Annotated in this window: 26 protein-coding genes; 15 read left to right on the plus strand and 11 right to left on the minus strand. The window is 55.4% G+C overall.

What is annotated here, in order from left to right; translation table 11 throughout:
• Positions 1-32 precede the first annotated feature (32 nt).
• The 3 genes from DAI21_RS13665 to DAI21_RS13675 are packed head-to-tail and all read right to left on the minus strand — an operon-like array spanning position 33 to position 1,859.
• Complete coding sequence (locus tag DAI21_RS13665) at positions 33-428, minus strand: MAPEG family protein (protein WP_100779772.1); 396 nt, start codon at positions 426-428, stop codon at positions 33-35.
• 49 nt (positions 429-477) lie between these two features.
• Positions 478-1,296, minus strand: a complete 819-nt coding sequence (locus DAI21_RS13670; protein ID WP_107703361.1) for a DUF72 domain-containing protein — start codon at positions 1,294-1,296, stop codon at positions 478-480.
• The gene (locus DAI21_RS13675) at positions 1,293-1,859 is read right to left on the minus strand and encodes a hydrolase (RefSeq protein ID WP_102103986.1); all 567 of its coding nucleotides are present in this window, start codon (positions 1,857-1,859) and stop codon (positions 1,293-1,295) included. The genes DAI21_RS13670 and DAI21_RS13675 overlap by 4 nt, the downstream gene beginning before the upstream one ends.
• A gap of 262 nt (positions 1,860-2,121) precedes the next feature.
• Here DAI21_RS13675 and aspS point away from each other — a divergent pair, with 262 nt between their 5' ends.
• The 6 genes from aspS (at position 2,122) to ruvB (ending at position 7,373) form a co-directional block, all read left to right on the plus strand.
• On the plus strand, positions 2,122-3,894 hold the full coding sequence (gene aspS / locus DAI21_RS13680; RefSeq protein WP_107703362.1) for an aspartate--tRNA ligase: 1,773 nt from the start codon (positions 2,122-2,124) through the stop codon (positions 3,892-3,894).
• 1 nt (position 3,895) lies between these two features.
• On the plus strand, positions 3,896-4,339 hold the full coding sequence (gene nudB, locus DAI21_RS13685) for a dihydroneopterin triphosphate diphosphatase (protein WP_100779776.1): 444 nt from the start codon (positions 3,896-3,898) through the stop codon (positions 4,337-4,339).
• A gap of 26 nt (positions 4,340-4,365) precedes the next feature.
• On the plus strand, positions 4,366-5,106 hold the full coding sequence (locus DAI21_RS13690; RefSeq protein ID WP_100779777.1) for a YebC/PmpR family DNA-binding transcriptional regulator: 741 nt from the start codon (positions 4,366-4,368) through the stop codon (positions 5,104-5,106).
• Positions 5,107-5,140: 34 nt separating this feature from the next.
• Positions 5,141-5,662 (plus strand): crossover junction endodeoxyribonuclease RuvC, encoded by a 522-nt coding sequence (gene ruvC, locus DAI21_RS13695; protein WP_015964021.1) that lies wholly within the window; start codon positions 5,141-5,143, stop codon positions 5,660-5,662.
• An 80-nt stretch (positions 5,663-5,742) separates the two neighbouring features.
• Entirely contained in the window at positions 5,743-6,354 is a 612-nt protein-coding gene (ruvA, locus tag DAI21_RS13700) for a Holliday junction branch migration protein RuvA (RefSeq protein WP_102103985.1), read from the plus strand.
• An 8-nt stretch (positions 6,355-6,362) separates the two neighbouring features.
• On the plus strand, positions 6,363-7,373 hold the full coding sequence (ruvB, locus tag DAI21_RS13705) for a Holliday junction branch migration DNA helicase RuvB (protein WP_100779779.1): 1,011 nt from the start codon (positions 6,363-6,365) through the stop codon (positions 7,371-7,373).
• A gap of 99 nt (positions 7,374-7,472) precedes the next feature.
• On the opposite strand, the gene znuB is transcribed toward ruvB, so the two are convergent.
• Entirely contained in the window at positions 7,473-8,258 is a 786-nt protein-coding gene (znuB, locus tag DAI21_RS13710; RefSeq protein ID WP_102103984.1) for a zinc ABC transporter permease subunit ZnuB, read from the minus strand.
• Positions 8,255-9,010, minus strand: a complete 756-nt coding sequence (gene znuC / locus DAI21_RS13715; RefSeq protein ID WP_100779781.1) for a zinc ABC transporter ATP-binding protein ZnuC — start codon at positions 9,008-9,010, stop codon at positions 8,255-8,257. The genes znuB and znuC overlap by 4 nt, the downstream gene beginning before the upstream one ends.
• Positions 9,011-9,087: 77 nt before the next feature.
• On the opposite strand from znuC, the gene znuA reads away from it, so the two are divergent.
• The 3 genes from znuA to lpxM all read left to right on the plus strand — a co-directional run bounded on the left by znuA (position 9,088) and on the right by lpxM (position 12,457).
• Positions 9,088-10,032, plus strand: a complete 945-nt coding sequence (gene znuA / locus DAI21_RS13720) for a zinc ABC transporter substrate-binding protein ZnuA (protein ID WP_146003463.1) — start codon at positions 9,088-9,090, stop codon at positions 10,030-10,032.
• A 15-nt stretch (positions 10,033-10,047) separates the two neighbouring features.
• A complete protein-coding gene (gene mepM, locus DAI21_RS13725; protein ID WP_100779783.1) occupies positions 10,048-11,367 on the plus strand; it encodes a murein DD-endopeptidase MepM in 1,320 nt (439 codons plus the stop codon).
• A 118-nt stretch (positions 11,368-11,485) separates the two neighbouring features.
• The gene (gene lpxM, locus DAI21_RS13730; protein WP_107703363.1) at positions 11,486-12,457 is read left to right on the plus strand and encodes a lauroyl-Kdo(2)-lipid IV(A) myristoyltransferase; all 972 of its coding nucleotides are present in this window, start codon (positions 11,486-11,488) and stop codon (positions 12,455-12,457) included.
• Between the two features lie 211 nt (positions 12,458-12,668).
• On the opposite strand, the gene pyk is transcribed toward lpxM, so the two are convergent.
• Together pyk and DAI21_RS13740 are read right to left on the minus strand one after the other, a co-directional pair.
• On the minus strand, positions 12,669-14,111 hold the full coding sequence (gene pyk / locus DAI21_RS13735) for a pyruvate kinase (protein ID WP_100779785.1): 1,443 nt from the start codon (positions 14,109-14,111) through the stop codon (positions 12,669-12,671).
• A gap of 105 nt (positions 14,112-14,216) precedes the next feature.
• On the minus strand, positions 14,217-15,086 hold the full coding sequence (locus DAI21_RS13740) for a MurR/RpiR family transcriptional regulator (RefSeq protein ID WP_100779786.1): 870 nt from the start codon (positions 15,084-15,086) through the stop codon (positions 14,217-14,219).
• Positions 15,087-15,444: 358 nt separating this feature from the next.
• Between DAI21_RS13740 and zwf the strand changes: the two genes are divergently transcribed.
• From zwf to kdgA, 3 genes are all read left to right on the plus strand, one after another.
• The gene (gene zwf, locus DAI21_RS13745) at positions 15,445-16,920 is read left to right on the plus strand and encodes a glucose-6-phosphate dehydrogenase (protein ID WP_100779787.1); all 1,476 of its coding nucleotides are present in this window, start codon (positions 15,445-15,447) and stop codon (positions 16,918-16,920) included.
• A gap of 233 nt (positions 16,921-17,153) precedes the next feature.
• Complete coding sequence (gene edd / locus DAI21_RS13750; RefSeq protein ID WP_100779788.1) at positions 17,154-18,965, plus strand: phosphogluconate dehydratase; 1,812 nt, start codon at positions 17,154-17,156, stop codon at positions 18,963-18,965.
• Positions 18,966-19,004: 39 nt separating this feature from the next.
• Positions 19,005-19,643: a bifunctional 4-hydroxy-2-oxoglutarate aldolase/2-dehydro-3-deoxy-phosphogluconate aldolase gene (gene kdgA, locus DAI21_RS13755; RefSeq protein WP_107703364.1), complete on the plus strand. Its 639-nt coding sequence runs from the start codon at positions 19,005-19,007 to the stop codon at positions 19,641-19,643.
• 78 nt (positions 19,644-19,721) lie between these two features.
• Here kdgA and purT read toward each other — a convergent pair whose 3' ends face one another.
• The gene (purT, locus tag DAI21_RS13760) at positions 19,722-20,900 is read right to left on the minus strand and encodes a formate-dependent phosphoribosylglycinamide formyltransferase (RefSeq protein WP_107704253.1); all 1,179 of its coding nucleotides are present in this window, start codon (positions 20,898-20,900) and stop codon (positions 19,722-19,724) included.
• 178 nt (positions 20,901-21,078) lie between these two features.
• On the opposite strand from purT, the gene DAI21_RS13765 reads away from it, so the two are divergent.
• Together DAI21_RS13765 and ptrB are read left to right on the plus strand one after the other, a co-directional pair.
• Complete coding sequence (locus DAI21_RS13765; RefSeq protein ID WP_102103977.1) at positions 21,079-21,729, plus strand: tellurite resistance TerB family protein; 651 nt, start codon at positions 21,079-21,081, stop codon at positions 21,727-21,729.
• A gap of 87 nt (positions 21,730-21,816) precedes the next feature.
• A complete protein-coding gene (ptrB, locus tag DAI21_RS13770; RefSeq protein ID WP_100779792.1) occupies positions 21,817-23,880 on the plus strand; it encodes an oligopeptidase B in 2,064 nt (687 codons plus the stop codon).
• Here ptrB and exoX read toward each other — a convergent pair.
• The 3 genes from exoX to DAI21_RS13785 form a co-directional block, all read right to left on the minus strand.
• A complete protein-coding gene (gene exoX / locus DAI21_RS13775) occupies positions 23,877-24,539 on the minus strand; it encodes an exodeoxyribonuclease X (RefSeq protein ID WP_100779793.1) in 663 nt (220 codons plus the stop codon). The genes ptrB and exoX overlap by 4 nt on opposite strands.
• A gap of 24 nt (positions 24,540-24,563) precedes the next feature.
• Positions 24,564-25,220, minus strand: a complete 657-nt coding sequence (locus DAI21_RS13780) for a carbon-nitrogen hydrolase family protein (protein WP_107703365.1) — start codon at positions 25,218-25,220, stop codon at positions 24,564-24,566.
• A gap of 110 nt (positions 25,221-25,330) precedes the next feature.
• Positions 25,331-25,561 (minus strand): DNA polymerase III subunit theta, encoded by a 231-nt coding sequence (locus DAI21_RS13785; protein ID WP_100779795.1) that lies wholly within the window; start codon positions 25,559-25,561, stop codon positions 25,331-25,333.
• Positions 25,562-25,698: 137 nt separating this feature from the next.
• Here DAI21_RS13785 and yobA point away from each other — a divergent pair, with 137 nt between their 5' ends.
• On the plus strand, positions 25,699-26,073 hold the full coding sequence (gene yobA, locus DAI21_RS13790; RefSeq protein ID WP_100779796.1) for a CopC domain-containing protein YobA: 375 nt from the start codon (positions 25,699-25,701) through the stop codon (positions 26,071-26,073).

Here is a 26,073-nt window from a genome sequence, read left to right on the forward strand (position 1 = left end):
AATCCGGGAAAAATAAAGTGGCGTATTGTGCGCTAATGGAAAGAGAAAACCAACTCCCACGGCATATACCAAAGGTTAGCCAGCACCATCAGCAAAAGCGAACACCAGGTTGCGCTCATGCCGGAACGACGCCAGCGGAACAGGCGGTGGTGAAAACCGTAATAATGCATCAGGCGTCCGGCAATCAGCAGCAAGCCGCAGACGTGAACCATCCAGGTTTCCGCGCCGTCCATCTCCATCAACAGCAGCAGGATCAGTGCAATGGGGATATATTCCACCGCATTACCATGAATGCGGATGGCGCTTTGTAACTCTGAAAACCCACCGTCACCGTAAGAGACGCGGTACTGCATTCTCAGGCGCACAACATCAAAGGAAAACTTAATCAGTAATAATGCACCTAACACCGCGTACAGTGCGCTGACCATACAAACTCCCTGTTTTTGGCAGATGGCACTTCTATGATAGGGGCTGATGTCAGAAAAGAGAAGATTGTTGTGGGATAGAAGGCGCAGGGCCGAGGGACGGAACCGCAGCCAGCAAGGCTTGCCAAAGAACATCGACCAGTTCAGGCGCCTGGGCGATATCCGGCGTATGCAGGAAAAGATAGGGCGTCGTTGTTTGCTCCCACTTTGGCAACGTTTGCAGCCACACGGCGAACATCTCGCGATTTTGCTGCATGTTGTCGCTGCCGATAAACCGCACCATCGGGTTGTTCGCCGTGACCACCGCATGCACCGGCACTTTCGGTTTTTTGCGCTGGGCATCGATTATGGCTTCGCTGTGCGGGACGGCGCTATGAACAGGGCGGCTGTCGAGGATCACCCGATTCACACTGCGCGCATGCAGCCCACGATTGAGGGCTTTTTCCGCCTCGCCCTTGCTGAAAAATTCCGGATGACGGACTTCCACACCGTAGGTGAATTCGCGCGGCAGAGCGTCGAGAAAATGCCACAGCGCAGGCAGATCGCGCGGGCCGAAGGTGGCCGGGAGTTGCAGCCAGTACTGACCGATGCGGTTGTCCAGCAGCGACATCCGCTCGAAAAACTCTTCGGTTAAATCCCCGCACTGGCGCAGCGCTGCCTGGTGAGAAATGGTGGCCGGGAATTTAAAGCAAAAGCGGAAATCGTCGGTGGTCTGCTCGCGCCAGCGCGCGACGATTTCCGCACGGGGCAGGGCGTACAGCGTGGTATTGCCCTCCACGCAGTTAAAATGGCGGGCATACTCTTCAAGGCTGGTAATGCCAAGGCGCACCCATTTCGGGTGCGACCATTGGGGAAGACCCAGATAGATCATAACGCGTGTAAAATCTCGTCGGTGCTGCGCACGCGACCAATACGCGGGAAGATATGGGTCATGCTGCCTTGATGCTGATCCGCGGAAGCAGCACTGCATGCGTCTTCGGCAATGACCAGGTTAAAGCCCAGTTCCCATGCGTTACGCGCGGTGGATTCCACGCCGATGTTCGTGGAAATACCGCACAGGATAATGGTGTCGATCCCGCGACGGCGTAGCTGCAACTCCAGATCGGTGCCGTAAAATGCGCCCCACTGGCGTTTGGTGACTTCGATATCGCTATCCTGTTTGCCAAGCGTTTCAGGGTAGGTCCACCAGTTTGCAGGCAGCGCGGCGGCAGGGGCTGTCGCATCCACAGGCTGTTTCAGCGCTTCGGCGAAGTCGGCTGACCAGCCAACGCGCACCATCACCACCGGCGATCCGCTGGCGCGACATTTATCCGCAAGACGGGCGCTGCGGCTGACCACATCTGCCGCGGTGTGCGGGCCACCGGCGAACGGCAGGATACCTTCCTGTAAATCGATCACGACAAGCGCGGTTTTGGTGGCATCAAGTGTTAACATCGTTACTCCAGTCAAAAATTAGCGTCCGTTACACCTTACGATGATAAAGGCAGGTCAGATCGGACAATTTTGTTAATTTTTGTGAGAATGCGCAATAAGAGCGCAGCAATCGCGCGTCTGGCAAGCTTCACTCTTATCGTACGGCGGAATTTCCAGTATAATAGCCGCCTTTTTTCATCCAGTTGTGACATACAGAAAGCTGCGACATAGTAGCCTGTAAATCAGGCGACATTTAGCCTGCGGCTAAATTAAGGGATATCTCATGCGTACAGAATATTGCGGGCAGTTGCGTCAGTCCCACGTTGGACAGCAGGTGACCCTGTGTGGTTGGGTCAACCGCCGTCGTGATCTTGGTAGCCTTATCTTCATCGATTTGCGTGACCGTGAAGGCATCGTGCAGGTGTTCTTCGATCCGGATCGTGCGGACGCGTTAAAGCTGGCCTCCGAACTGCGTAATGAGTTCTGCATCCAGGTCACCGGCACCGTGCGTGCGCGTGACGAAAAAAATATCAACGCCGATATGGCAACGGGCGCCATTGAAGTGCTGGCGTCCGACCTGACTATCATCAACCGTTCAGAATCGCTGCCGCTTGACTCCAACCACGTCAACACTGAAGAAGCGCGTCTGAAATATCGCTATCTGGATCTGCGTCGCCCGGAAATGGCTCAGCGCCTGAAAACCCGCGCCAAGATCACAAGCCTGGTGCGTCGTTTCATGGACGACCACGGTTTCCTCGATATCGAAACCCCGATGCTGACCAAAGCCACGCCGGAAGGTGCGCGCGATTACCTGGTTCCGTCGCGCGTACATAAAGGCAAATTTTACGCGCTGCCACAGTCTCCTCAGCTTTTCAAACAGCTGCTGATGATGTCTGGCTTCGATCGCTACTATCAGATCGTTAAATGCTTCCGCGACGAAGACCTGCGCGCTGACCGTCAGCCTGAATTTACCCAGATCGACGTCGAGACCTCCTTCATGACCGCACCTCAGGTGCGCGAAATTATGGAAGCGCTGGTTCGTGGTCTGTGGCAGGACGTGAAGGGCGTGGATCTGGGCGAGTTCCCGATCATGACCTTCGCAGAAGCAGAACGTCGCTACGGTTCTGACAAACCAGACCTGCGTAACCCGATGGAGCTGGTGGACGTCGCGGACCTGCTGAAAGCGGTTGAATTTGCGGTCTTCTCTGGCCCGGCAAACGATCCGAAAGGCCGTGTGGCTGCCCTGCGTGTTCCAGGCGGCGCACAGCTCAGCCGTAAACAAATTGATGACTACGGCAATTTCGTGAAAATCTACGGTGCGAAAGGCCTGGCTTATATTAAAGTCACCGAACGTGCGAAAGGCATCGAAGGCATCACCAGCCCTGTTGCGAAATTCCTGAATGCTGAGATCGTAGAATCAATCCTTGAGCGCACCGGCGCGCAGGATGGCGACATGATCTTCTTCGGCGCAGACAACAAAAAAGTGGTGGCCGATGCGCTGGGCGCACTGCGTCTCAAACTGGGTAAAGACCTGAACCTGACTGACGAAGCCAAATGGGCTCCGCTGTGGGTGATCGACTTCCCAATGTTTGAAGATGACGGTGAAGGCGGCCTGACGGCGATGCACCACCCGTTCACCGCACCGAAAGACATGACGGCGAGCGAGCTGAATGCGGCACCGGAAGACGCAGTGGCCAACGCTTACGATATGGTGATTAACGGCTACGAAGTGGGCGGCGGTTCCGTACGTATCCACAGCGGCGAAATGCAGCAGACCGTATTCGGCATTCTGGGCATTAACGAGCAAGAGCAGCGCGAGAAGTTCGGCTTCCTGCTGGATGCCCTGAAGTACGGGACTCCACCGCACGCGGGCCTGGCGTTTGGTCTGGATCGTCTGACCATGCTGCTGACCGGTACTGATAACATCCGTGATGTGATTGCCTTCCCGAAAACCACCGCCGCTGCGTGTCTGATGACCGAAGCGCCAAGCTTTGCTAACCCGGCCTCTCTGTCTGAGCTGGGTATCGAAGTGGTGAAAAAGGAAGAGAAAAACTGATATGGCATATAAGCGTCCCGTTTCTGTTCTGGTTGTCATTTATGCAGAAGACACGAAGCGGGTGCTGATGTTGCAGCGTCGCGACGATCCCGATTTCTGGCAGTCGGTTACCGGCAGTCTGGAAGAGGGAGAAACCGCGTCGCAGGCCGCCGCGCGCGAAGTAAATGAAGAGGTCACCATTAATGTTGCTCAGGAGCAACTGACCCTGAAGGACTGTCAGCGCACGGTGGATTTTGAAATTTTTAGCCATTTACGTCATCGCTATGCGCCGGGAATTGAGCGCAATACGGAATCGTGGTTCTGTCTTGCGCTCCCCCATGAACGGCAGATCGAGTTCACCGAGCATTTGACCTACCGCTGGGTTGATGCGGCCGAAGCGGCTGCCTTAACCAAGTCGTGGAGTAACCGGCAGGCGATTGAAGAATTTGTAATTCATGCCGTCTGAATTGACGGTTTATTGGAGATATTTTTATGGCAGGTCATAGTAAGTGGGCCAACACCAAACACCGTAAAGCGGCACAGGATGCCAAACGCGGTAAAATTTTCACCAAAATCATTCGCGAGCTGGTTACTGCAGCCCGTCTGGGCGGCGGCGACGCGGGTTCTAACCCACGTCTGCGCGCAGCGATTGATAAAGCACTGTCAAACAACATGACGCGTGACACCCTGAACCGTGCAATCGCACGTGGCGTGGGCGGCGATGACGACGCGAACATGGAAACCATCATTTATGAAGGTTACGGCCCTGGCGGTACTGCGGTCATGGTTGAGTGTCTGTCCGACAACCGCAACCGTACCGTGGCTGAAGTGCGCCATGCGTTCACCAAAACCGGTGGCAACCTGGGTACTGACGGTTCCGTGGCATACCTGTTCAGCAAGAAAGGGGTGATCTCTTTCGAAGCGGGCGACGAAGACGCGATCATGGAAGCTGCACTGGAAGCCGGTGCTGAAGACGTTGTGACCTTCGACGACGGTGCGATTGACGTTTACACCGCGTGGGAAGAGATGGGCGCAGTGCGTGATGCGCTGGAAGCTGCCGGTCTGAAAGCCGACAACGCTGAAGTGTCGATGATTCCGTCGACCAAAGCAGACATGGATGCAGAAACCGCACCAAAACTGCTACGTCTGATCGACATGCTCGAAGACTGCGATGACGTTCAGGAAGTTTATCATAACGGTGAGATCTCTGATGAGGTCGCAGCGACGCTCTAATGAGCGCGTTTGAACCTCTAACCGGAGACGCGTGATGTCGATTATTCTCGGTATAGACCCCGGCTCACGCATTACCGGTTACGGCGTTATCCGCCAGGTGGGTCGCCAGTTGACCTATCTGGGCAGCGGCTGTATTCGCACCAAAGTTGATGATTTACCGTCGCGTCTGAAATTAATTTACGCAGGCGTGTCGGAAATCATTACCCAGTTTCAGCCCGACTTTTTTGCTATCGAGCAGGTCTTTATGGCGAAAAATGCTGACTCGGCATTAAAACTGGGCCAGGCACGTGGCGTGGCGATTGTCGCGGCGGTGAACCAGGATTTACCGGTGTTCGAATACGCCGCGCGTCAGGTTAAACAGACGGTGGTGGGTATTGGTAGCGCGGAGAAAAGTCAGGTACAGCACATGGTGCGGACCCTGCTTAAGCTCCCGGCAAACCCACAGGCGGATGCCGCCGATGCGCTGGCCATTGCGATAACGCACTGCCATGTGAGCCAAAACGCCATGCAGATGAGCGAATCGAGGCTCAATCTGGCGCGAGGTCGATTACGATAATCACAAATCAGGCTGGATAAACATCCAGCCTTTTTTTATGATGGCGGAAGTTAATTTAGCATCTCACGCAGGAGCATCATGTGATTGGCAGACTCAGAGGCATCATCATTGAAAAACAACCCCCGTTAGTTCTGCTGGAAGCGGGAGGCGTGGGGTATGAAGTCCATATGCCGATGACCTGTTTCTATGAACTTCCGGAGTCCGGCAAAGAGGCGATTGTCTTTACCCAGTTCGTGGTGCGTGAAGATGCTCAGCTTCTGTATGGCTTTAATAATAAGCAGGAACGCATGCTGTTCCGCGAGCTGATTAAAACCAATGGCGTGGGGCCTAAGCTTGCACTGGCGATTCTGTCCGGCATGTCGGCGCAACAGTTTGTGAATGCCGTTGAGCGCGAAGATCCCGCTGCGCTGGTCAAGCTGCCAGGCATCGGCAAAAAAACTGCAGAACGTCTGATTGTGGAAATGAAAGACCGCTTTAAAGGGCTGCACGGAGATCTGTTTACGCCGGCGTCCGATCTGGTGCTGACGTCACCGAACGGCCCGACGGATGACGACGCAGAGCAAGAAGCGGTGGCTGCGCTGGTGGCGCTGGGCTATAAACCACAGGAAGCCAGCCGGATGGTGAGTAAAATCGCCAAACCGGATGCCAGCAGTGAAACCCTGATTCGTGAAGCGCTCCGCGCGGCATTGTGAGGTAGAGGATGATTGAAGCAGACCGCCTGATTTCGGCAGCCAGCAATGTTCCAGAGGATGTGGTGGATCGTGCGATCCGCCCGAAACTGCTGGAGGAATACATCGGCCAGCCGCAGGTTCGCTCACAGATGGAAATTTTTATTCAGGCGGCGAAACTGCGCGGGGATGCGCTCGATCATCTGCTGATTTTTGGCCCTCCTGGTCTCGGTAAAACGACGCTTGCCAATATCGTGGCGAATGAAATGGGCGTGAATCTGCGCACCACGTCAGGCCCGGTACTGGAGAAAGCGGGCGATCTGGCGGCGATGCTGACCAACCTCGAGCCGCACGACGTGCTGTTTATCGATGAGATCCACCGTCTGTCACCGGTAGTGGAAGAGGTGCTTTATCCGGCGATGGAAGACTATCAGCTGGATATCATGATCGGCGAAGGTCCAGCCGCGCGCTCGATTAAAATCGATCTGCCGCCCTTTACCCTGATTGGCGCCACTACGCGTGCCGGGTCACTCACGTCACCCCTTCGCGATCGCTTCGGAATTGTGCAGCGCCTCGAGTTCTATCAGGTGGCCGATCTGCAATACATCGTTGGCCGCAGCGCGCGCTTTATGGGGCTTGAATTGAGCGATGAGGGGGCCTTTGAAGTGGCCAAGCGTTCGCGCGGTACACCACGCATCGCTAACCGTCTGCTGCGCCGTGTGCGTGACTTTGCGGAAGTGAAGCACGATGGCACCATTTCGCTGGATATCGCCTCGCAGGCGCTGGATATGCTTAACGTCGATGCTGAAGGGTTTGACTATATGGACCGCAAGCTGTTGCTCGCGATTCTGGATAAATTCTTTGGCGGGCCGGTTGGGCTGGATAACCTCGCCGCAGCGATTGGCGAAGAGCGTGAAACCATCGAGGACGTGCTGGAACCCTATCTGATTCAGCAGGGCTTTTTGCAACGCACTCCGCGCGGGCGAATGGCGACGGTACGAGCGTGGAATCACTTCGGGATAACACCACCGGAAATGCCGTAGTACGCGACCGGGTTAAGTGCTGGATAGCGCCAGGCGTGATTCGCCCTAGAACGATTCTGATGTTTCCCCGGTAAGCGCAGCGCGCCACCGGGGAAATGTTCAGCTGGCTGGTTTCTTCATCATACTGAAGATAAACATCAGCGCCGCACACAGCACCACCGACGGGCCGGCAGGCGTGTCGTAAAACGCCGAGAAGGTGAGTCCGCCGGTGACGGCGATAATACCGACAACTACTGCCACACCCGCCATCTGTTCAGGCGTACGGGCAAATCGGCGTGCAGTAGCGGCCGGGATAATCAGCAGTGAGGTGATAATCAGCGCACCCACAAACTTCATCGCCACCCCAATCGTCAACGCGGTCACCAGCATCAACAACAGCTTCACGCGCTGCAGTTTAACGCCATCGACAAAGGCCAAATCAGCGCTGACGGTCATCGCCAGCAGATTGCGCCACTGCCACAGCAAAATACCGAGAACGATCACCACGCCAATGGCGATAGAGATCAGGTCTTCCGGCGTCACCGCCAGCAAATCGCCAAACAGATACGCCATTAAATCGACGCGAATGTTCGACATCAGGCTCACCACCACCAGGCCAAGCGACAGCGCGCTATGCGCCATAATCCCGAGCAACGTATCTACCGCGAGGTGAGGGCGCTTCTCAAGCCAAACCAGACCAGCTGCAAGCAGCAGCGTCACGGCAATCACTGCGTAAAACGGGTTCACGTCGAGCAATAAGCCAAAGGCCACGCCCAGTAAGGAGGCGTGCGCCAGTGTATCGCCAAAATAGGACATTCTTCGCCAGACGACAAAAGAGCCCAGCGGACCCGCGGCGCAGGCAAGCATAACCCCGGCAAACCAGCCGGGTAATAACAGTTCAATCATGAGTGTCCATTTCCCCGACGCAGGACAATTCGTCCCTGTAAATCATGGCGATGATTATGGTTGTGGCGATAAATGCCCAGCTGTTCTGCTCCACGAGAGCCGAACATAGAGATAAATTCCGGGTGCATCGACACCACTTCAGGCGTGCCGGAGCAGCAGATATGGTGATTCAGACACAGCACTTCGTCGGTTTTCGCCATCACCAGATGCAGGTCATGCGAGACCATCAGAACGGCGCAGTCCAGCTCACGGCGCAACTGATCGATGAGATCGTACAAGGCGACCTGGCCGTTCACATCCACACCCTGAGTTGGCTCATCGAGAACCAGCAGCTGTGGCTTACTCAACAACGCGCGTGCCAGCAGAACGCGCTGGGTTTCACCCCCGGAAAGTTTCTGCATAGGGGCTTCGACCAGATGGCCTGCCTGAACGCGTTTTAGAGCGGGGAGGATATCGTCTTTACGCGTGCCTGGACGCAGTCGCAGGAAACGGCCTACCGTTAAGGGCAGCGTGGCGTCAAGATGTATTTTTTGCGGGACGTAGCCGATTCTTAACTTGTCGTCGCGCTTGATGACGCCAGCATCAGGTGCTACCAGCCCGAGAACCACCCGAACCAGCGTCGATTTGCCCGCGCCGTTTGGGCCGAGCAACGTTAAAATTTTGCCGGGTTTGAGGACCAGCGATACGTCAGAGAGGACGCGGCGCTGACCAAAAGATACCGAGATATTTTCAAGAGAAACTAAATTCGTCATGTCAATTTAAGCTTGCAGAAGTCAACGAATGTTATAATATCACATTCCACGCATTCAATACGATCATAAGTTGCATTATGTTACATAAAAATACGCTTCTTTTCGCAGCATTATCCGCTGGCCTTTGGGGTTCAGCAGCACAAGATGTTAACGCCGCCGTTGTCGCTTCGCTTAAACCACTGGGATTCATCGCCTCAGCTATCGCCGATGGTGTCACAGAAACCCAAGTTTTACTGCCTGACGGGGCATCTGAGCACGACTATTCGTTACGCCCATCTGATGTAAAACGCTTACAGAACGCGGACTTAGTGGTCTGGATCGGTCCAGAGATGGAAGCGTTCATGCAAAAATCCGCGAGTAAAGTTCCGCCGCAAAAACAGGTCACCATTGCCGAACTGGCAGGCGTGAAACCGCTGCTCATGAAAGGGGCTGACGACGACGAGCACGAAAGTGACCATGACCATGCCAATAGCGAAAAAGGTGACGACCATCACCATCATGGCGAGTACAACATGCATCTTTGGCTCTCGCCAGAGATAGCGCGGCTCTCAGCGGTTGCAATCCATGACAAATTAGTGGAACTTATGCCGCAAAGTCGAGCCAAACTAGACGCCAACCTGAAGGATTTTGAGGCACAATTAGCCGCAACCGATAAGCAGGTAGGTAACGAGCTGGCACCGTTGAAAGGTAAAGGGTATTTCGTTTTTCATGATGCCTATGGCTACTATGAAAAACACTACGGGCTGACCCCGCTGGGTCACTTCACCGTCAACCCGGAAATTCAACCCGGTGCGCAGCGTTTACATGAAATCAGAACACAGTTGGTTGAGCAAAAAGCGACATGCGTTTTTGCTGAGCCACAGTTCAGGCCAGCGGTCGTTGAAGCCGTGGCCAGGGGAACGTCCGTGCGCATGGGAACCCTGGACCCGCTTGGAACCAATATTCAGTTGAGCAAGGCGAGTTATTCGCAGTTCCTCAGCCAATTGGCGAACCAGTATTCGAGCTGCCTGAAAGGAGATTAACGAGGAAGTGAACACGTGCAACAGATAGCCCGCTCTGTCGCCCTGGCATTTAATAATCTGCCTCGACCCCATCGCGTTATGCTGGGGTCCCTTACAGTTCTTACCTTAGCGGTCGCCGTCTGGCGGCCCTATGTGTATCACCCACATTCAGCCCCCATCATTAAAACCATCGAACTGGAAAAGAGTGAAATTCGCTCCTTGCTGCCCGATGCCAGTGAACCTATCGATCAGGCCGCCCAGGAAGACGAAGCGATTCCTCAGGATGAGCTGGACGACAAAACCGCCAATGAGGCGGGTATTCACGAATACGTTGTCTCCACGGGCGATACGCTGAGCAGCGTGCTCAATCAGTACGGTATTGAGATGGGCGATATCAGCCAGCTCGCCGCATCAGACAAAGAGCTGCGTAACCTTAAGATTGGTCAACAGCTGTCCTGGACGCTTACCAACGATGGCGATTTGCAACGTCTGACCTGGGAAGTCTCCCGTCGCGAAACCCGTACCTACGATCGTACCGAAAACGGTTTCAAGATGACCAGCGAAATGCAGCAGGGCGACTGGGTTAACAATGTGCTTAAAGGCAAAGTTGGCGCCAGCTTTGTCGCCAGCGCGCGCGACGCGGGATTGACCAGCGGCGAAATCAGCTCTGTGATCAAAGCCATGCAGTGGCAGATGGACTTCCGCAAACTGAAAAAAGGCGACGAATTCTCGATCCTGATGTCCCGCGAAATGCTGGACGGCAAGCGTGAGCAAAGCCAACTGATGGGTGTGCGTTTGCGCTCCGAAGGCAAAGATTACTACGCCATCCGCGCGGAAGACGGCAAGTTCTACGACCGCAACGGTACGGGCCTGGCGAAAGGGTTCCTGCGCTTCCCGACGGCGAAACAGTTCCGCGTTTCATCCAACTTTAACCCGCGTCGTCTGAACCCGGTCACTGGCCGTGTCGCACCGCACCGTGGCGTTGACTTTGCGATGCCGCAGGGTACGCCAGTGCTCTCTGTCGGTGACGGTGAAGTGGTGATTGCTAAACGCAGCGGCGCGGCAGGGTACTACGTTGCCGTTCGTCACGGTCGCACCTATACCACCCGCTACATGCACCTGCGTAAGCTGCTGGTCCAGCCGGGGCAGAAAGTGAAACGCGGCGACCGCATTGCGCTCTCTGGCAACACCGGACGCTCCACCGGCCCGCATCTGCACTATGAAGTGTGGATTAACCAGCAGGCGGTGAACCCGTTGACGGCCAAACTGCCGCGTACCGAAGGTCTGACCGGCAAAGATCGCACCGATTATCTGGCCCAGGTCAAAGAGGTCATGCCGCAACTGCGCTTCGACTAGATTTTTATCATCTAAAAGCCGGTGCAGAGATGCGCCGGCTTTTTCTTTTGTGCGATACACTCTGCCTCGCTACACTATCTCAAGATTATTTTTTGCTTCACCAGACCCTGGAACCCGCATGGAAACCCAAAAAAACAACAGTGAATACATTCCCGAGTTTGAGAAATCTTTTCGCCATCCGCGTAACTGGGGCGCCTGGCTGGGTGTCTACGCATTTGCGGGCCTTGCGCTGCTTCCGGCATCCGTTCGCGATCCTGTCCTCGGTAAAATTGGCCTGATTGCCGGACGACTCGGCAAAAGTGCGCGCCGCCGTGCGCAGATCAATCTGTTCTACTGTTTTCCGGAAAAAAGCGACGCGGAACGTGAAGCGATTATCGACGCTATGTTTACCACCGCACCGCAGGCGATGGCGATGATGGGCGAGCTGGCGCTGCGCGGGCCAGAGAAGGTCAAAAATCGCGTGGACTGGAAAGGGCTGGAGATTATCGATGAGATGCGTCGCAACAACGAGAAAGTCATTTTTCTCGTGCCGCACGGCTGGGGTGTGGATATTCCGGCAATGCTGATGGCGTCGCAAGGCCAGAAGATGGCGGCCATGTTCCATAATCAGGGCAATAAAATCTTCGACTACGTCTGGAACACCGTCCGCCGCCGTTTTGGTGGCCGTCTGCATGCGCGTAACGACGGTATCAAACCTTTTATTAAGTCAGTTCGCGAAGGCTACTGGGGCTATTACCTGCCGGATCAGGACCACGGTGCCGAGCACAGTGAATTCGTGGATTTCTTTGCGACTTACAAAGCAACGCTACCTGCGATTGGCCGCCTGATGAAAGTCTGCCGCGCCCGCGTGGTTCCGCTGTTTCCGATTTACGATGGCAAAACCCATCGTCTGACCATCGAAGTACGTCCACCAATGGACGATCTGCTGGACGCCGACGATCACACTATCGCGCGCCGCATGAACGAAGAGGTCGAAATCCTCGTCGGACCGCATGCCGAGCAGTACACCTGGATTCTGAAACTGCTCAAAACCCGCAAACCCGGCGAGAAAGAGCCGTATAAGCGAAAAGAGTTGTTCCCGAAGAGATAATTTTTGCTACTCATCAGATAACGTTCGCTTTACGCGTGCAGGAGGGGGCCTTTCTGTACGCGTTGTTGCGTCAGTAGCTCAGGATTTTCCATTCTCACCAGTCGCCGTAAGGGTAGGTTTTAGCTTTAATCAAAAGAGGGAAAAACAGGCGGAGCAAGAAGAGGAAAAAACTGTCGGGAGCGAATCCCCCGACAGTATGGCGAAAATGCAGTTACTCGACAGTCATCACACGCGTGGTGTTCGTTGAGCCGATAGTGCTCATTACATCGCCCTGAGTGACAATCACGATATCACCAGAGACCAGATAGCCTTTATCGCGCAGCAGATTGACGGCATCGTTGGCGGCAGCAACGCCGTCGTTGGTGCTGTCGAAGTACACCGGCGTCACGCCACGGTACAGGGCAGTCAGATTCAGAGTGCGCTCATGACGCGACATAGCGAAGATTGGCAGGCCGGAGCTGATACGGGATGTCATCAGCGCGGTGCGGCCAGATTCGGTCATGGTGATGATCGCGGTGACACCTTTTAGGTGGTTCGCCGCATACATGGCAGACATGGAAATCGCTTCTTCCACGTTATCGAACTGAATGTCCAGACGATGTTTAGAGACGTTAATGCTTGGGATCTTCTCAGCGCCCAGACACACGCGCGCCATCGCCGCGACGGTTTCAGCAGGATATTGGCCCGCTGCCGTTTCAGCAGAGAGCATTACCGCATCGGTACCGTCCAGCACGGCGTTTGCCACGTCCATCACTTCCGCACGGGTTGGCATTGGGTTGGTGATCATCGACTCCATCATCTGAGTCGCGGTGATCACGGAGCGGTTCAGCTGACGTGCACGACGGATCAGCGCTTTCTGGATGCCGACCAGTTCCGGGTCACCGATTTCAACGCCCAGATCGCCACGGGCAACCATCACCACATCAGACGCGAGAATTACATCGTCCATCGCTTCCTGGCTGCAGACGGCCTCTGCACGCTCAACTTTCGCGACAATGCTCGCGTCGCAGCCTGCATCACGCGCCAGACGGCGAGCGTAGTTCAGGTCTTCGCCGCAGCGCGGGAAGGAGACAGCCAGATAGTCGACGCCAATCTGCGCGGCAGTGATGATGTCGGCTTTGTCTTTTTCGGTCAGGGCTTCAGCGGAGAGGCCACCGCCAAGTTTATTGATGCCTTTATTGTTGGAGAGCGGGCCGCCAACGGTCACTTCGGTGAACACTTTCATGCCCTGAACTTCGAGCACTTTCAGCTGTACGCGACCATCATCAAGCAGCAGGATATCGCCCGTTACAACGTCAGCAGGCAGACCTTTATAGTCGATACCCACACGCTCTTTATCGCCTTCGCCTTTACCCAGGTTGGCGTCGAGGAGGAATTTATCACCGATGTTAAGGAAAACTTTGCCTTCTTTAAACGTCGAGACGCGGATCTTAGGACCCTGCAGGTCGCCGAGGATAGCCACGTGACGTCCCAGTTTTGCCGCGATCTCACGGACCTTGTCTGCACGTAATTTGTGATCTTCTGGCGTCCCGTGAGAGAAGTTCATGCGTACCACGTTGGCGCCCGCGGCGATAATTTTCTCGAGGTTATTATCGCGGTCAGTAGCCGGACCTAAGGTGGTAACGATCTTGGTTCTGCGAAGCCTTCTGGACATGTAATACTCCGTTGACTGAAACAACTTTGGTGTTGCGTGAACATAGATTCGGTGCTGTGTAGAAATTACCGAATACCGAAAAAAGTAACAACCTTATAACAACATTTAGGGTACATCGCCCTTAATGAGCAATTCTTTATCAAAACGCGATTCCTTGAGCGCTTCTTTGACACGCTTCAAGTTATCTCTGAATTTCGCGCCACGACGCAGCGTAAAACCCGTGGCCAGCACGTCGATGACGGTTAATTGCGCAAGCCGCGACACCATCGGCATATACATGTCGGTATCTTCCGGCACATCCAGCGTGATAGCGAGCGTTGATTCTCGCGCCAGCGGCGTGCCAGCGGTGGTGATTGCAATCACCATGGCATCGTTTTCACGCGCCAGCTGCGCCAGTTCCACCAGACTTTTGGTCCGACCGGTGTGAGAGATCAGCACTACCACGTCATCTTCGTTACAATTCATACAGCTCATGCGTTGCAGCACTATGTCATCAGAGTAGATGACCGGAACATTGAAACGGAAAAATTTGTTCATCGCATCGTGGGCAACCGCAGCGGAAGAGCCCAGCCCGAAGAAGGCGATTTTTTTCGCCTGGGTGAGCAAATCGACAGCGCGATTGAGTGATGCTTTATCAAGCGATTGCCGCACATGGTCGAGCGTCGCCATTGCCGATTCAAAAATTTTGCCGGTATAGGCCTCTACGCTGTCATCTTCATCGACATTACGATTTACATAGGGCGTGCCGTTTGCCAGACTCTGGGCCAGATGCAGTTTAAAATCGGGAAAACCGCGCGTCTCAAGACTGCGACAGAACCGGTTGACGGTAGGTTCACTGACCCCCGACTCCTGCGCCAGAGCGGCGATGCTGGAATGGATGGCCTGAGTGGGCGAGGCGAGAATTACTTCAGCCACTTTACGCTCGGATTTGCTAAGGTGTTCCAGTTGAAACTGGATTTTTTCCAGCATGTTCATGATGACAAGACACTCATGGGTGGAAGCGATTTCATAAATTGATGAAATCGTGATTCGAATTAGGAAGAATATACCCCTCTGACCGGGTCGAAGGGTAATGAACAACAGCAAATGTTGTTGTTTTTTTTCATTACTTGATCGCGGTCGGGTTTTGGCAACGGCCCGGCGGCACAAAGAATCAACGAATTTGTGGTCATTGCTGTCACTGAAGCGTGCAATCATCGAAAAATCGCGTTATCGCACGCGACGTTAAGCGCTAATGGTTTCGGGAATGACGTAAAAGCAGTACAGTGCATTGTAATAAAATTACAACGATATTCTGGCAAAAGCACCAGGATATCCAACTGAGGAGAATGACATGGCGGTAACGCAAACAGCCCAGGCATGTGACCTGGTCATTTTCGGCGCGAAAGGCGATCTTGCACGCCGTAAATTGCTGCCTTCCCTGTATCAACTGGAAAAAGCAGGCCAGATCCACCCGGACACTCGCATTCTGGGTGTGGGCCGCGCTGACTGGGATAAAGACGGCTACACCAAAGTGGTGCGTGAAGCGCTCGAAACGTTCATGAAAGAGAAAATTGATGAAAGTTTGTGGGATGCGCTGAGCGGTCGTCTTGATTTCTGCAACCTGGATGTTAACGACACCTCTGCGTTTGGTCGTCTCGGCGAGATGCTGGACCAGAAAAACCGTGTGACCATTAACTATTTCGCGATGCCGCCAAGCACCTTCGGCGCCATCTGTAAGGGCCTTGGCGAAGCCAAACTCAACGCCAAACCGGCGCGCGTAGTGATGGAAAAGCCGCTGGGTACCTCGCTTGCGACCTCTCGTGAAATCAACGACCAGGTGGGCGAATACTTCGAAGAGTGCCAGGTCTACCGTATCGACCACTATCTCGGTAAAGAGACGGTACTGAACCTGCTGGCGCTGCGTTTTGCGAACTCCCTGTTTGCCAACAACTGGGACAACCGCACCATCGATCACGTGGAAATTACCGTGGCCGAGGAAGTGGGCATCGAAGGCCGCTGGGGTTACTTTGACCAGGCCGGCCAGATGCGCGACATGATCCAGAACCACCTGCTGCAAATTCTCTGCATGATCGCCATGTCTCCGCCGTCTGACCTCTCAGCGGATAACATTCGCGACGAGAAAGTGAAAGTGCTGAAATCTCTGCGCCGTATCGATCGCTCGAATGTGCGTGAGAAAACTGTCCGCGGTCAGTACACCTCCGGTTTCGCGCAGGGCAAAAAAGTCCCTGGCTATCTGGAAGAAGAGGGCGCGAACAAGTCCAGCAACACCGAGACTTTCGTGGCGATCCGTGTCGATATCGACAACTGGCGCTGGGCGGGTGTGCCGTTCTATCTGCGCACCGGTAAACGTCTGCCGACCAAATGCTCTGAAGTTGTGGTCTATTTCAAGAACCCGGAGCTGAACCTGTTTAAAGAGTCCTGGCAGGAGCTGCCGCAGAACAAGCTGACTATCCGTCTGCAGCCTGACGAGGGCGTGGATATTCAGGTGCTGAATAAAGTGCCGGGCCTGGATCACAAACACAACCTGCAAACCACCAAACTGGATCTGAGCTACTCCGAAACCTTCAACGAAACGCACCTGGCTGATGCTTACGAGCGTCTGCTGCTGGAAACCATGCGTGGGATTCAGGCGCTGTTCGTGCGCCGCGACGAAGTGGAAGAAGCCTGGAAGTGGGTCGACTCCATTACTGAAGCCTGGGCTGCCGATCAGGATGCGCCAAAACCGTATCAGGCAGGCACCTGGGGACCGGTCGCGTCCGTGGCGATGATCACCCGCGACGGCCGTTCCTGGAACGAGTTCGAGTAAACCAGTAGCTAATCCAAACGGGTTATTTTACCGGTAACATGATCTAACACAGATTGTGGCACAATTTTTAATCATTTAAGCTCCACGTGGATTCACCCGTGGAGCTTTTTTTATTACACTGGCTGAAGCGATTTTGCCCCCGAGCTACGGACTGCAAGCGTTTCAGCCTTGTTAATACAAGCGATTCATCTTGTTAACTCCCGAGCCTGGACAGATAAATTAGAGGAGCTTTTATGAATCCTGTATTGTTACGCGTAACACAACGCATTGTTGAGCGCTCAAAAGAGACACGTTCTGCCTACCTCGCCCGCATCCAGCAGGCGAAGACCGACACGGTACATCGTTCGCAGCTCGCCTGCGGTAACCTGGCCCACGGTTTCGCCGCCTGCCAGCCGGACGATAAAGCCTCGCTGAAAAGCATGCTGCGTAACAATATTGCGATCATCACCTCCTACAACGACATGCTCTCCGCACACCAGCCGTACGAACACTACCCGGAAATTATTCGCAAAGCGCTGCACAGCGCTAACGCGGTCGGGCAGGTGGCGGGTGGCGTGCCCGCCATGTGCGACGGCGTAACCCAGGGCCAGGATGGAATGGAACTCTCTCTGCTGAGCCGCGAAGTGATCGCCATGTCTGCAGCCGTAGGCCTGTCCCATAACATGTTTGACGGCGCCCTGTACCTCGGCGTGTGTGACAAAATTGTCCCGGGCCTGGCGATGGCTGCGCTCTCCTTTGGTCATCTGCCTGCGATTTTTGTGCCGTCAGGCCCAATGGCGAGCGGTCTGCCAAATAAAGAAAAAGTCCGTATCCGCCAGCTGTATGCCGAAGGAAAAGTGGATCGTATTGCGCTGCTGGAAGCCGAAGCCGCGTCGTACCACGCCGCGGGAACCTGTACCTTCTACGGCACCGCCAACACCAACCAGATGGTGGTGGAATTCATGGGCATGCAGCTTCCGGGTTCCTCTTTCGTACAGCCAGATGCTCCGCTGCGCCAGGCGCTGACCGAAGCCGCTGCGCGTCAGGTCACGCGTTTGACCGGTAACGGCAACGAGTGGATGCCGCTTGGCAAAATGGTGGACGAAAAAGTGGTGGTGAACGGGATTGTTGCCCTGCTGGCAACCGGCGGTTCAACTAACCACACCATGCACCTGGTGGCGATGGCACGCGCGGCCGGTATTCTGATTAACTGGGATGATTTCTCTGAGCTGTCTGAAATTGTGCCGCTGATGGCGCGTCTCTATCCGAACGGCCCGGCGGATATCAACCATTTCCAGGCGGCGGGCGGTGTGCCCGTGCTTATCCGCGAGCTGCTGAAAGGCGGTCTGCTGCATGAAGACGTCAACACCGTAGCCGGTTTTGGCCTGCAGCGTTATACCCTGGAGCCATGGCTGAACGACGGCCAGCTCGACTGGCGCGAAGGCGCGCAGAGTTCTCTCGACGCACAGGTTATCGCCACGTTTGCGAAACCATTCTCACATCACGGCGGCACCAAAGTGCTGAGCGGCAACCTGGGTCGCGCGGTGATGAAAACCTCCGCTGTGCCTGTTGAAAACCAGATTGTAGAAGCCCCAGCGGTGATTTTTGAAAGCCAGCACGACGTGCTGCCTGCGTTCGAGGCTGGACTGCTGGACAAAGACTGCGTCGTCGTGGTTCGTCATCAGGGACCAAAAGCGAACGGCATGCCAGAATTACATAAACTTATGCCACCACTTGGTGTATTATTGGACCGCTGTTTCAAAATTGCGTTGGTCACCGATGGACGACTCTCTGGCGCATCAGGTAAAGTGCCATCAGCGATTCACGTCACCCCCGAAGCCTATGACGGTGGGTTACTGGCGAAAGTACGCGATGGCGATATCATCCGCGTCAATGGCCAGACAGGCGAGCTGACCCTGCTGGTGGATGAAGCCGAACTGGAAGCCCGTAAGCCGCATATTCCTGACCTTAGCGCGTCGCGTGTGGGAACAGGGCGCGAAATGTTCAGTGCACTGCGCGAGAAACTCTCCGGTGCTGAGCAGGGCGCAACCTGTATTACGTTTTAAGACGACAAGAATTATCGATCTGGCGAGAGAAAAACACTGATGAAAAACTGGAAAACAAGTGCAGAAGCAATCCTGACAACTGGCCCGGTAGTGCCGGTTATCGTGGTGAACAAACTGGAGCACGCCGTCCCAATGGCGAAAGCGCTGGTTGCAGGTGGAGTTCGTGTGCTGGAAGTAACGCTGCGTACCGCCTGCGCGATAGACGCGATCCGCGCTATCGCAAAAGAAGTGCCGGAAGCGATTATCGGTGCCGGTACCGTGCTGAACCCGCAGCAGCTGGCGGAAGTGACTGAAGCGGGTGCACAGTTCGCAATCAGCCCAGGCCTGACTGAGCCACTGCTGAAAGCGGCAACCGAAGGCACCATTCCGTTAATTCCGGGTATCAGCACCGTGTCTGAACTGATGCTGGGTATGGATTACGGCCTGAAAGAGTTCAAATTCTTCCCGGCTGAAGCTAACGGCGGCACCAAAGCTCTGCAGGCGATTGCAGGTCCCTTCTCTCAGGTGCGTTTCTGCCCGACTGGCGGTATCTCTCCGGCGAACTACCGTGACTATCTGGCACTGAAAAGCGTGCTGTGTATCGGTGGTTCGTGGCTGGTTCCGGCCGATGCGCTGGAAGCGGGCGACTGGGATCGCATTACTAAGCTGGCGCGCGAAGCTGTGGAAGGCGCGAAGTAATTTTTGCAGAGGCGGGTGTGAACCCGCCCGACAAAACCGAAAATACTGGCCGGGCAAACACGCGTTGCCCGGCTTTTTTTATGCTTTCACACTCACGGCTTGCGCCGCACTGACCGCCCGCTCAACCGCTGTTTCCACACTATCGCCGGTGGCTAACGCCACGCCCAGACGACGAGTTCCGTCGATTTCGGGTTTACCAAACAGACGCAGCTGCAGACCCGCGCCGACGGCGGCATCCACATTACCAAACGTGACATTCTGGCTGGTCAGCTGGGGCAAGATCACCGCAGAGGCCGCCGGGCCATACTGACGAATTCCGCCCACCGGCAGCCCCAGAAACGCGCGAACGTGCAGGGCGAACTCCGAGAGGTCCTGGGATATCAGCGTCACCATTCCGGTGTCGTGAGGACGCGGAGAGACTTCGCTGAAAATCACCTCATCGCCGCAGACGAACAGTTCCACGCCAAACAGACCGTAACCGCCCAGCGCCAGCACCACTTTGCGGGCAATCTCCTGCGCGCGCTCCAGCGCCAGCGCGCTCATCTGCTGCGGCTGCCAGGATTCCCGGTAATCGCCGTCTTCCTGACGATGGCCAATAGGATCACAGAAGTGGACACCGTCAACGGCGCTGACTGTCAGCAGGGTGATTTCGAAATCAAACTTCACGACGCCTTCGACGATGACGCGCCCGGCGCCCGCGCGGCCACCCTGTTGAGCATAGTCCCACGCCTTATCAAGCGTGGTTTCGTCGCGGATAAAGCTCTGGCCTTTACCGGAGGAGCTCATCACCGGCTTAATGATGCACGGGTAGCCAATTTGTTCGACGGCTTGCAGGAAATCCGCTTTTCCATCGGCAAAACGATAGCTGGAAGTCGGTAGCGCCAGCTCTTCGGCCGCCAGTCGACGAATGCCTTCGCGGTTCATGGTCAGTTTGGCTGCGCGGGCACAAGGCACCACACGCTGACCTTCCTGCTCAAGGGCGATAAGCGTGTCGGTGGCAATCGCTTCGATTTCCGGGACCACAAAGTCAGGCTTTTCCTGTGCAATCAGCGCGCGAAGAGCGTCGCCATCGAGCATATTGATGACATGCGCGCGGTGCGCGACGTGCATCGCCGGTGCATCCGCATAACGATCGACGGCAATCACTTCAATGCCGAGACGCTGGCACTCAATGGCCACTTCTTTTCCCAGCTCGCCAGAACCCAACAGCATGACGCGCGTCGCGGATGGACGCAAAGCAGTTCCTAAAAGAGTCATCATATCCCCCCTAAAAAAGTTGCGCGCAGTATAAACGAAAACGTTTGCGTCTGTCTTCCACCAGGCGCAGATGTCCTGAGCGCAGGGGGAAATTTGCGCTTCTTTAGTGCGGGCAGACATTTCCTGACATCGCCTCGCATAGGCTGTAACCATAACGAACCGTAGAGTGGGGAATATTATGTCAGGCTGGTTAAATCAACTGCAGTCCATGTTAGGTCAGAAAGCGTCGTCGTCCAGTGAGCAAGGACTGAGCAAGCTGCTGGTACCGGGGGCGCTGGGGGGGCTGGCGGGTCTGCTGGTCGCCAATAAATCCTCCCGCAAACTGCTGGCGAAATACGGCACTGGCGCACTGCTGGCGGGCGGCGGGGCAATCGCCGGAACGGTTTTGTGGAACAAGTATAAAGACAGAGTACGCACTGCCCATCAGGACGAGCCGCAGTTTGGTCAACAGGCCTCGTCGCTGGATGTGCGCACTGAACGGCTGATCCTGGCGCTGGTGTTTGCCGCCAAAAGTGACGGTCATATCGACGATAATGAACGCGCCGCCATCGAACAGCAGATGCGGGAAGCGGGCGTTGAGGCGCAGGGACGGGCGCTGGTGGCGCAGGCGATTGAACAACCGCTCGACCCGATGCGTCTGGCGCAGAGCGTGAAAAACGAGGAAGAGGCGCTGGAGCTCTATTTCCTGAGCTGTGCGGCCATCGATATCGATCACTTTATGGAGCGCAGCTATCTGAACGCGCTCGGCGACGCGCTGAAAATTCCGCAGGACGTACGCGACGGGATTGAACAGGATATTAAGCAGCAAAAACAGGCATTACCGGGCTAGTAATATTCGGCGGTTGTCACGTTTCGCTTGCATCGTGCGTGTGTTTTGCCACCCTTATAGGGTGTAAAACCAAAAAGAAAAACTGACATGCTGCCAAAAGCCCGACGCATTCCCAAAGCGATCACCACCCATGGTGATACGCGCATCGATAATTACTACTGGCTGCGGGACGACGATCGCTCGCAGCCAGAAGTGCTTGATTACCTGCATCAGGAAAATGACTACGGCCGAAAGGTGATGTCTTCACAGCAGGCGCTTCAGGACAGCCTTCTCGGTGAAATGGTGGCGCGCGTGCCACAGCGCGATATTTCCGCCCCCTGGACTAAAAACGGCTACCGCTATCGCCATCTCTACGAGCCGGGCAGTGAGTATGCGATTTACCAGCGTCAATCGGTGCTTAGCGCCGAATGGGATGAGTGGGAGACGCTGCTCGATGCCAATCAGCGCGCGGCGCACAGTGAGTTCTATACGCTCGGTGGGCTAGGTATTTCGCCTGATAACACCATTATGGCGCTGGCAGAGGATTATCTGTCACGCCGCCAGTACGGTCTGCGGTTTCGTAATCTGGAAAGCGGAAACTGGTATCCGGAAATGCTGGATAACGTCTCGTCTGATTTTGTCTGGGCGAACGACTCCGAAACCGTCTATTACGTTAAAAAGCATGCCTCAACGCTGCTGCCTTATCAGGTATGGCGGCACACGGTGGGCACATCTTCAGGCAACGATGAGCTGGTGTACGAGGAGAAAGACGAAACCTTCTACGTCAGCCTGCATAAAACCACTTCGCGCCACTATGTGATTATCTCGCTGGCCAGTGCGACGACCACCGAAGTCTTGCTGCTGGACGCGGAACTGCCCGACGCGCAGCCGCTCTGTTTCCTGCCGCGCCGCAAAGATCACGAGTACAGCCTCGACCATTTCCAGCACACCTTCTACCTGCGCTCTAACCGCGAGGGCAAAAACTTTGGCCTGTATAAAACCAAAGTACGCGATGAACGCAAATGGGAAGTGCTGATCCCGGCGCGCGAGCAGGTGATGCTCGAAGGTTTCACTCTGTTTACCGACTGGCTGGTGGTGGAAGAGCGCCAGCGCGGGCTAACCAGTATTCGCCAGATCAACCGCAAAACCCGCGAAGTGGTGGGCATAGCCTTTGACGATCCGGCGTATGTCACCTGGATTGGCTACAACCCGGAGCCGGAGTCGTCGCGGCTGCGCTACGGCTATTCGTCGATGACCACTCCCGACACGCTGTTTGAACTCGATATGAATACCGGGCAGCGGCGCGTGCTGAAACAGGCTGAAGTGGCCGGTTTCGATGCCAGCTGCTATCGCAGCGAACACCTGTGGATTACCGCGCGCGATGGCGTGGAAGTGCCGGTGTCGCTGGTGTATCACAAAGATCATTTTCACAAGAGTAAAAATCCGCTGCTGGTGTACGGCTACGGCTCGTACGGCGCCAGCATGGACGCGGATTTCAGCAGCAGCCGGCTGAGCCTGCTCGACAGGGGATTTGTCTTCGCCATTGCCCACGTGCGCGGCGGCGGCGAGCTGGGTCAGCACTGGTACGAAGAGGGGAAATTCCTGAAGAAGAAAAATACCTTTAACGACTATCTCGACGTGTGCGACGGGCTGATTGCGCAGGGTTACGGCGATCCGCACCTGTGCTTTGGCATGGGCGGCAGCGCAGGCGGCATGCTGATGGGGGCGGTTATTAACCAGCGTCCCGAGCTGTTTAAAGGCATCGTCGCGCAGGTGCCGTTTGTCGACGTCGTCACGACCATGCTCGACGAATCTATCCCGCTAACCACCGGTGAATTTGAAGAGTGGGGCAATCCGCAGGACGAAACCTATTACCGCTACATGAAGGAATACAGCCCCTACGACAACGTCGAAGAGAAAGCCTATCCGCACATGCTGGTGACGACGGGCCTGCACGATTCGCAGGTGCAGTACTGGGAACCGGCAAAATGGGTGGCAAAACTGCGGGAACTGAAAACGGACGATAATCTGCTGCTGCTGTGTACGGATATGGATTCCGGCCACGGCGGGAAATCGGGGCGATTTAAATCTTATGAAGGGGTGGCGCTGGAGTATGCCTTTCTGATTGGCCTGGCGCAGGAGACGCTGCCAGGCCATGTTGCGACAGATTAAGCGTCGTCGAGGTAGTGACGAAGTGTAAGGCGCAGCTCCGGGCTCATGCGGTCGAGGTTATTGTATAACCAGCGCAGATAGCCCGGATCGCGCTCAGCCACTTCGGACACCGGTTTGCCGCGGTATTTACCAAAGGTAAACGTGGTCAGCAGCGCCGGACGGCCGGTAATGGTCGCCATATCGTCCGGCGTCCAGCCGGTGGTATTCATGATATCAATGAGCAACGCCGCCGTGATATAGCAGTCATACAGGGCACGGTGGTGGTGCAAACCTTCCGGCGTTTTCACACTGAGCTTACGGGATTTATACAGCGCCATATTGCTGTATTTAATCCCCGGCCACGCCCGACGCGCCAGTTTCATGGTGCAAATCCACTCGCCTGGCATCTCCGGCAGCACGCGCCGATCGAAACTGGCGTTATGTGCCACGTACCACTGGCTGCCGAAATAGTTCGGGATGACATCCTCAATCCAGGGTTTGTCGGCCACCATCGATTCTGTGATGCGGTGGATAGCCATCGCCTGCGCGCTGATAGGGCGGTCAGGCCGAACGAGATGGCTCATGGGGTTGACGATCTGTCCGTCAATAACGTCAACAGACGCCACCTCTACAATCCCGCCCTGAAGGTCACAGGTTTCGGTGTCGATTACACGCAGCATGGCTCACTCCTGGCCGTAAAAACGTTAGCGTAATGGAATGATATCACCTTGCCAACCCTGCTTACCCCATGTTCCGGTTAATAACAGCTCGCCCCGATCTGCGCGAACAATGAGCTGGCCGCTCGAATCCCACAGCGCACTGTGCCCGTCTGAATTCGCCATCAGTACTGTGATCGCATATTTATGCGCAAAGCGTTGCAGGCGGTTGATGGCGTCTCGCCAGCGCGTTTCGCCTACCGCCTGGCTGCAGGTATACAGCGCAGCCAGCGGATCGATATTCAACAGCTCCGTTTTCCCCTCAACAATCGTCAGCTGCGGATTGCCGGGGATCAGACACGCGCCGCTGCCCTGCGGGTAACGCATGGTCTGGCGCTGATTAGGACAAAATAGCGCCAGACCTTTCTTACGTGCGCCGTCAGTCTCAAGAGTAATACCTGCAATCACCGTGATGGCCAGCGCGTGCGCGGCGTCAACTAGTGGCTGCAGGGCCTGCTCGCTGGGCGGTTCGGGTAAGGTGGTGTTATATGTGGCAGGGCCGGTCAGTGAAAGCTCAGGGAAAACTAACAGATTGCACTGCTGGCGGGCAGCAGCGTCGATAAAGCGAAGATGATGCTGCACGTGGGCATCGATGCAGTTATGCCGGGAGGCATACTGCGCGGCGGCAATATTCCATTGGGACATCGTGACTTCCTTATACACTAGTCGCAGGGTTATTGATAATACACCTGAATACTTCAGGGTTTTCTTATCCTGCCATAATCCATGTAAGGAAATGTAACGACGCGCCGGGTTTACTTAACTTTAGGTTCGTACGGCAAACGCGACAGGGTCACGGATTTCAAGCGATGGGCGATCAAGCGCTCGCGAAACCAGTCGCGCAGATGAGGGGGCTGTTCGCGCTCAACCACTTCGGCGATCACCGGCATGTTATAGCGCTCTTTAAATGCCACACCCGCAGCGGCGAGATCGACATTCACTTTGTCCATCTCATCCTGGGGGAGGGTAGCCAGATTAATGTTCATTGCCTTCTCCTGTTTATGCGGCGCCAACGTTACCGCGGTTACCCTGCGTTGACAAGCCCGCGCAGGATCATCCTCGACTCCGATATTATACAGCGTTATCCTCTGTCATATAGACATAACCAAAAGGAATGATTGATATGGTATTCACCGCATCCCGCGCGGCTTGCGCTCTGGCATTTCTGCTTTCCGTCGCAACGGCTCCTGCTGCACTGGCTCATGCCCACCTGAAACATCAGTACCCGGCCGCCGATGCGGCGGTGACGGCTGCGCCGCAGGCGTTGACGCTCAATTTCTCGGAAGGCATCGAACCGAAATTCAGCGGCGTGTCGATCACCGGCGATAAACAACAGATCGTTAAAACCGGTGTCGTGAAGCGCGCAGAGAATGACAATACCCAGCTGATTGTTCCCCTCGAACAGGCATTAACGCCGGGGACCTATTCCGTGGACTGGCATGTCGTTTCGGTCGACGGCCACAAAACCAAAGGCAGCTATCACTTTAGCGTGAAATAA

This window comes from Lelliottia sp. WB101 (assembly GCF_003051885.1).
Taxonomy (GTDB): Bacteria; Pseudomonadota; Gammaproteobacteria; order Enterobacterales; family Enterobacteriaceae; genus Enterobacter; species Enterobacter nimipressuralis.

What these genes read in the sequence shown, in the direction of transcription:
- DAI21_RS13665 (WP_100779772.1), bottom strand. Translation starts at nt 428, where the DNA reads ATGGTCAGCGCACTGTACGCGGTGTTAGGTGCATTATTACTGATTAAG.
- DAI21_RS13670 (WP_107703361.1), bottom strand. Translation starts at nt 1,296, where the DNA reads ATGATCTATCTGGGTCTTCCCCAATGGTCGCACCCGAAATGGGTGCGC.
- DAI21_RS13675 (WP_102103986.1), bottom strand. Translation starts at nt 1,859, where the DNA reads ATGTTAACACTTGATGCCACCAAAACCGCGCTTGTCGTGATCGATTTA.
- aspS (WP_107703362.1), top strand. Translation starts at nt 2,122, where the DNA reads ATGCGTACAGAATATTGCGGGCAGTTGCGTCAGTCCCACGTTGGACAG.
- nudB (WP_100779776.1), top strand. Translation starts at nt 3,896, where the DNA reads ATGGCATATAAGCGTCCCGTTTCTGTTCTGGTTGTCATTTATGCAGAA.
- DAI21_RS13690 (WP_100779777.1), top strand. Translation starts at nt 4,366, where the DNA reads ATGGCAGGTCATAGTAAGTGGGCCAACACCAAACACCGTAAAGCGGCA.
- ruvC (WP_015964021.1), top strand. Translation starts at nt 5,141, where the DNA reads ATGTCGATTATTCTCGGTATAGACCCCGGCTCACGCATTACCGGTTAC.
- ruvB (WP_100779779.1), top strand. Translation starts at nt 6,363, where the DNA reads ATGATTGAAGCAGACCGCCTGATTTCGGCAGCCAGCAATGTTCCAGAG.
- znuB (WP_102103984.1), bottom strand. Translation starts at nt 8,258, where the DNA reads ATGATTGAACTGTTATTACCCGGCTGGTTTGCCGGGGTTATGCTTGCC.
- znuC (WP_100779781.1), bottom strand. Translation starts at nt 9,010, where the DNA reads ATGACGAATTTAGTTTCTCTTGAAAATATCTCGGTATCTTTTGGTCAG.
- znuA (WP_146003463.1), top strand. Translation starts at nt 9,088, where the DNA reads ATGTTACATAAAAATACGCTTCTTTTCGCAGCATTATCCGCTGGCCTT.
- lpxM (WP_107703363.1), top strand. Translation starts at nt 11,486, where the DNA reads ATGGAAACCCAAAAAAACAACAGTGAATACATTCCCGAGTTTGAGAAA.
- pyk (WP_100779785.1), bottom strand. Translation starts at nt 14,111, where the DNA reads ATGTCCAGAAGGCTTCGCAGAACCAAGATCGTTACCACCTTAGGTCCG.
- DAI21_RS13740 (WP_100779786.1), bottom strand. Translation starts at nt 15,086, where the DNA reads ATGAACATGCTGGAAAAAATCCAGTTTCAACTGGAACACCTTAGCAAA.
- zwf (WP_100779787.1), top strand. Translation starts at nt 15,445, where the DNA reads ATGGCGGTAACGCAAACAGCCCAGGCATGTGACCTGGTCATTTTCGGC.
- edd (WP_100779788.1), top strand. Translation starts at nt 17,154, where the DNA reads ATGAATCCTGTATTGTTACGCGTAACACAACGCATTGTTGAGCGCTCA.
- kdgA (WP_107703364.1), top strand. Translation starts at nt 19,005, where the DNA reads ATGAAAAACTGGAAAACAAGTGCAGAAGCAATCCTGACAACTGGCCCG.
- purT (WP_107704253.1), bottom strand. Translation starts at nt 20,900, where the DNA reads ATGACTCTTTTAGGAACTGCTTTGCGTCCATCCGCGACGCGCGTCATG.
- DAI21_RS13765 (WP_102103977.1), top strand. Translation starts at nt 21,079, where the DNA reads ATGTCAGGCTGGTTAAATCAACTGCAGTCCATGTTAGGTCAGAAAGCG.
- ptrB (WP_100779792.1), top strand. Translation starts at nt 21,817, where the DNA reads ATGCTGCCAAAAGCCCGACGCATTCCCAAAGCGATCACCACCCATGGT.
- exoX (WP_100779793.1), bottom strand. Translation starts at nt 24,539, where the DNA reads ATGCTGCGTGTAATCGACACCGAAACCTGTGACCTTCAGGGCGGGATT.
- DAI21_RS13780 (WP_107703365.1), bottom strand. Translation starts at nt 25,220, where the DNA reads ATGTCCCAATGGAATATTGCCGCCGCGCAGTATGCCTCCCGGCATAAC.
- DAI21_RS13785 (WP_100779795.1), bottom strand. Translation starts at nt 25,561, where the DNA reads ATGAACATTAATCTGGCTACCCTCCCCCAGGATGAGATGGACAAAGTG.
- yobA (WP_100779796.1), top strand. Translation starts at nt 25,699, where the DNA reads ATGGTATTCACCGCATCCCGCGCGGCTTGCGCTCTGGCATTTCTGCTT.